The organism is Reyranella sp. (genome assembly GCF_050185545.1).
Classification (GTDB): Bacteria; Pseudomonadota; Alphaproteobacteria; order Reyranellales; family Reyranellaceae; genus Reyranella.
Window position 1 is genome coordinate 1 of the sequence record NZ_JBFWZI010000316.1, and the last position, 5309, is coordinate 5309.

5 protein-coding genes are annotated in these 5309 nt (G+C 68.8%); all 5 read right to left on the minus strand.

Going from position 1 to position 5309, the window contains the following annotated elements:
* Positions 1-170: 170 nt before the first annotated feature.
* The 5 genes from AB7O82_RS37095 to AB7O82_RS37115 all read right to left on the minus strand — a co-directional run bounded on the left by AB7O82_RS37095 (position 171) and on the right by AB7O82_RS37115 (position 4799).
* Positions 171-503 (minus strand): HdeA/HdeB family chaperone, encoded by a 333-nt coding sequence (locus AB7O82_RS37095; protein WP_428548628.1) that lies wholly within the window; start codon positions 501-503, stop codon positions 171-173.
* Positions 504-517: 14 nt separating this feature from the next.
* Complete coding sequence (locus tag AB7O82_RS37100) at positions 518-733, minus strand: hypothetical protein (protein WP_428548625.1); 216 nt, start codon at positions 731-733, stop codon at positions 518-520.
* A 25-nt stretch (positions 734-758) separates the two neighbouring features.
* Positions 759-1682, minus strand: coding sequence for a DUF2950 domain-containing protein (locus AB7O82_RS37105; protein WP_428548622.1), 924 nt, complete (start codon positions 1680-1682; stop codon positions 759-761).
* On the minus strand, positions 1679-2914 hold the full coding sequence (locus AB7O82_RS37110) for a DUF3300 domain-containing protein (protein ID WP_428548619.1): 1236 nt from the start codon (positions 2912-2914) through the stop codon (positions 1679-1681). The genes AB7O82_RS37105 and AB7O82_RS37110 overlap by 4 nt, the downstream gene beginning before the upstream one ends.
* Positions 2915-2984: 70 nt before the next feature.
* Complete coding sequence (locus AB7O82_RS37115) at positions 2985-4799, minus strand: adenylate/guanylate cyclase domain-containing protein (protein ID WP_428548616.1); 1815 nt, start codon at positions 4797-4799, stop codon at positions 2985-2987.
* Positions 4800-5309: the final 510 nt, after the last annotated feature.

Here is a 5309-nt window from a genome sequence, read left to right on the forward strand (position 1 = left end):
ACTGGTGTCGGCGCATACCGCGGGCGGTGGGGACTTGAGTCTTCCGGACCGGGGGCGACCCGCCCGCTCATGTACATGCGCGGGGGGGACGCCCGCGGTCCGCATGATTCAGGAACCTTCCGCCCCGTATGACGGGGCACCTCCCCAGCTTCGCTGAGGAGGAAGTGAGTCTACCGCTTCGGGAGCTTGCCCAGCTCGGCGATGATCGCCTTGTCGACGACCGCGAAGAGATGGGCGTCGGGCGACAGCGTGCAGCCGCCGCGGATCAGGAAGGCGATCTGGGTGCCGCGGTCGTCGTCGGGGATGCGCACGCCGCGATGCCGGGCGGCGTGCTCGGCCAGGAAGATCGCCAGCACCTTGCGCGACTCCGGGTTCATGGCGTGCGCCTCGCGGCAGGTGATGTAGGCCGCCTGCTCGAAGTTGGTCGGCGGCATCGGCGTCTGTGCAGCGGCGGAAGCGGCGACCAGCAACGCGCCGGCAGCGGCGATGGAACGGACGAACATGGCCAATCCTCCCGCTACTTGTTGCCGATGGCGGTGCCGGTGATGTAGCCCGCGGCGCCGCCGATCAGGCCGGCGCCGACCACGGTGCCGAAGCTGCCGCCGGCCACCATCCCGATGCCCGTGCCCAGCGCCGCGCCGGTCACCGCGCCCTTCTGACCCGGCGTCATGTTCTCGCAGCCGCCGAGCAGACCTGCAGCAAGCACTACAACCAAAGCCATCGTCTTCGTCATCACTCGATCTCCCACTACCTGCCGCTCACGGCGGCGACATGTTGGCCTTGTCCCATCCCTTGTCGGGATTGAACACGGTGATCATCGCCGCCTTCTGCGCGGTGTCGGGACCGAGATCACGCTGATAGACGACGCCGTTGTAGCCAACGATGAAGGTCATGATGCCGGTCACGCCATAGCGCACCGGCCAGGCGATCGCGCCGAAGCCGCCGATCATGCGGCCGCCGACGATGTAGTCGCGGGCGCCGTCCGGTGCGTCGGGGCCCTGCGCGTAGAGCAGCCGGAAATAGTAGCCGTAGTGGCCGTCCGGCGACCTGCCGTCGACCTGGGCGCGCGCCACGGCCGGTCCGAGCGGGCTCTGTGGCTCGCCGGGCTTGGTCTCCCAGTAGAGGCCATCCTTGCTGCCGGGCGAGCTCAGCAGCCGGCGCGCATAGACCGGCGCGCCGGTCTTCATCGGATCGAGCGCGGCGTAGTCGTACTGCGCATCGACGATGGCGAGCAGCGTCTGGACCACCGACAGCTCATTGTAGCCGATGCGGCGCAGCGCGATCTGCTTGAGGCCCGCTGCGATGTCGAACCGCCATTCCGCGCCGTCCTTGACCAGCGGGATGGGCAGCGTCCAGCCGGCGCGGCCGATCTCGATCGTGGCCTTGTTGTCGCCGGACATGACGATCTTGTGGCCGGCATCCCAGGCGGCGATGAAGGCATTGCGGCGGCGCTCCATGTCCTCGTCGCTGAGCGGGACGAGGGCGCGCCAGTCGGCGCCCCACAATTTGCCGATGGCGGCGCGATCGCCGCTGCGCACGGCGGCGGTCAACGCGTCGGCCGCCGCTTCGGCCGTCGGGAAACCCTGCGGCCTGGGCGGCGCGGGCTGCGCAGCCGCACTTGCGGCGAAACCGGCCACGAGGGCGAGCGCCAGAAAGATCCGGCGCATCATCGTCACACTCATCGCCGGCCTCCAAAACCGCCGCCCCTGCCACCGAAGCCGCCGCGGTCGAAGCCGCCGCCGCCACCGCCGAAGCTCCGATCACCCCACGACCGGTTGCCCTGCTCGAAGTCGCGATTGACGCCCTGGCCGCGATCGATGCCGTCGAAGGCGCCGCCGCGGTTCTCCCAGTTCGAGCGCGGCTGCTCGGCCGTCCGGGGCTGTTGACGCGGCTGCTCCGCGCGTGGTTGCTGCGGTCGCTCCGCGGGCCGCTGGACATTGCCTGCGCCGCCCGCCCGGCTGGTGGCCTCGCCGCCGCGGCCTTCGAGCTGCCCGCGGAACTGCTCGCGCTGCTGCGTGCCCATGCGGGTCTGGCCGAATTCCTGGCGCTCGGCCTGGGTGCGATAGGGCACGCCGTCGCGATGCGCCGGATCGTGGCGCCACTGCCCGTTGGCGTAGCGGTTGGCGTCGAAATTGTTGCGGCTGATGTTGACCGCCTTGTTGACGTTGACCGAGGTGTAGCTGTTGCCCCAGCCGGCCCCCGACCAGCCCCAGTGCCAGCCGCCGAACATGGCGGCGCCGGCCGCCACGCCGAGACCGAACATCATGCCGGCCGCCAGCGCCGTGCCGTAGCCGTAGGCCGGCGGCGGCGGATAGTAGTATGGCGGATAGGCCGGATAGGGCCACGCGCCGTACGCCCACGCCGGGTTGTAGTACGGCACGTAGATCACTTCGGGGTTGGCCGGCTCGATGACGATGGCGCTGGTGCCGCCGGACGGCGCCGGCTGCGTCGTCACCTTCTGCTGCGACGTTGTCTTGAGGTTGCCGGCGGCGGCGGCACGGACGCGCAGGCGCTGCACCGATTCGGCCACCTCCTTCTGCTGGCCGATCATGGCGTCGCCCAGCTTCTGGGTCCACTCGAGCTTGTCGCTCATCATCGTCAGGACCTGAGGAAAGGCGACCAGCGACTTGACGCTGACGTCCCAGCCCTTGTCCTTGACCGCCGCCACCGCGGCATCGCCCTTGAGGTTGGGATTGGCCTGCACCCAGCGCGCCGCCTCGACGATCTCGAGCGGATAGGTCGCCGCCATCAGCACCTGTGCCAGCAGCGCATCCGGATAGAGCGCGATTGGCGCCAGCATCTGGTCGAGCTGCTCGGATGTGAACGGCTTGGGGGAGTCCTGTGCCTTCAGGCCGACGAACGGACCCGCCCCCAGGATCACGCTCGACAACACCAACAGCCTGCGTCGATTCATGTCCCGTCCTTTGCCCGCGTCGATGACGTTGCACAGTAGGGGCTTGCAAGCGTGCGAGCAACGCTCTCCGTCACGCCAGTCGAAAGACATCGACCGGATCGTCGTGGCCCTTGACCAGGCGGCGCACCGGCTCGACCGCGGCGATGCCGAGCGCTGCCTTGTCCTTCACCGCTGCCATGGTCGCGCCGCTCACCAGCACGACGGCATCCTCGCCCTGCTTCATGAATTCCTTGCCGAGCTGCTCGAAGCGCTGGGCGATGTTCACCGTGTCGCCGACAACGGTGAAGTTGACGCGGCCGGGTGCGCCGATATTGCCGACCACGACTGGGCCGGAGTGGAGGCCGATGCGGATTCGGATCGGCGCCAGGCCGGCGGCGCGGCGGATCTGGTTGTCCTCATGCACCACGGCGACGATGGCGAGCGCGGCGCTCACCGCATGATCGGCGTGATCCTCCATACGCGACAGGCCGCCCCACACCGCCATGACGGCGTCGCCGATATACTTGTCGATCACGCCGTGCTCGCGCTCGATGCAGGCGCCGAGCAGCGCGAAGTGATGGTTGAGCAGCTCGGCCGTCTCCTGGCCGGGCAGATCCTCGGCCTGCGGCGTGAACTCGACGATGTCGGTGAACATCACCGTGACGGTGCGGCGGCGCGAGCGCACCGCGTCCTCGCCGAGCTCCATGAGCCGGAACACCAGGCGGTGTGGTACGTAGGCACCGAACCATTTCAGCGCGCCGCGCGCCTTGTCGAGGCTGCGGCCGGCGTCGTCGATCTCGCGCAGCCGGGAACTGCGATGGAACGGCTTGTCGAATTCCAGGCGCTCGATCGCCTCGGCCGCCGACGTGATGGTGCGGATCGAGCGTGCCATGCTGAGCCCGATCAGCAGCGCCAGCACGGCGGCGACGGCGAGCGTGCCCGCGCCGACCATGGCGCCGTTGGTCAGACGGACGAAGTCGCCCGTCGCCTCCTCGATCCGGAAATACTGGCCGACCAGCCAGGGATCGGGACCATAGCCCTTCATCTCGCGATAGACGAAGACCCAGCGCTGGCCGTCGATCTCGACGATGCGGCCGCGCCCATCGAGGGCCCGGTCGAGCTGCCGGCTGTACACCGGCGGCGCCCAGATGCGGGCCAACACGGGATCGCCCAGCTCCTGAACGGTCGGCAGCGGATGGGCTTCGGACAGACCGAGACCTTCCGGTTTGACCAGGCGCCGGTGCGCCAGCACGTCGGTGCGGTCGACCAGGATGAAGAAGCGGTCGTCGCTGTCCGACGTGGCGTTGACGATCAGCGAGGACAGCTCGCCGACCGACACCGTGGCGATCAGGCCACCGATGAAAGCATTGTCGACCCGACGCACCGGCGTGCGCACGTTGAGCACCGGCTGCTTCAGCGATTCGCTCCAGAACAGGGCGCCCCAAAAGCTCCTGGTCAGGGTTTGCAGGGCGCGAAATCGTTCGAGGCCGCGCGGCTGGTCGAACAGCGAGCTGGTGATGCTCGTGAACGTGCTGTTGGGCTGGCGCGAGACGCCATGCAGCTTGAGATCGAGCGTGGCGAAGGCGGCGAAGGAAACCTCCGGCACGCGCCCCATCATCACGCGCAACGCCTCGCGCACGTCGACCGGCGATTCGATGTCGATGCGGCCCGAGCCGACCAGGGCCGCGATCATCTCGAGGTTGTCGGTCACCGGATCGAGCTGGCGGCGGACCAGCGAGATCTGGTTCTCGATGAGGTGCTCAGCCCGATCGATCAGCAGCCGGTCCGCCGTGCCGGTCGCGCCGGTCAGCACGAAGATATAGGCAGCGCCGGAGATGAGGGACAGCGAGACGAAGGCCAGCACCAGCGCCGAGATCAGCGGCAGGCGCACGCGCAAGCGCGGCACAGGCGGCGCGACGGCTTTGGATGCGTCAGGAATCGTGCTCAAGCGCCGAGAGAATGATACGTCGCCCGCACGAGTGGAAGGCCCCCCGGACAATTCGCCGGTGGGGGAGATTCGCATTCCTCCCCAGCTCCGCTGGGGAGGTGTCCGCGCAATCGCGGACCTGCCTTCGCCGAAGCGAAGCCGCTTCGGCTTCGCGCAGGCAGGCGGAGGGGTCATACCTCAGATGGACCGCGGGCGTCCCGCCCGCTCATGGTCATGCCCACGACTATGAGCATGAGCGGGCGGGACGCCCGCGGTCCGGAGAGCCCAAGTCCCCACCGTCGCCGCATGACGGCGACGCCTCCCCAGCGAAGCCGGGGAGGAATCCGACACCTCACGCCGCAGCGCGGATGGCGGCGCGGTTGACCTTGTCCTCGACGTGGCTCTCGAACTGCTGGAAGTTGGCCTCGAAGCGGCGGGCGACGTCGCGGGCGGCCGAGTCGTAGGCCTTCTTGTCCTTCCAGGTGTTCT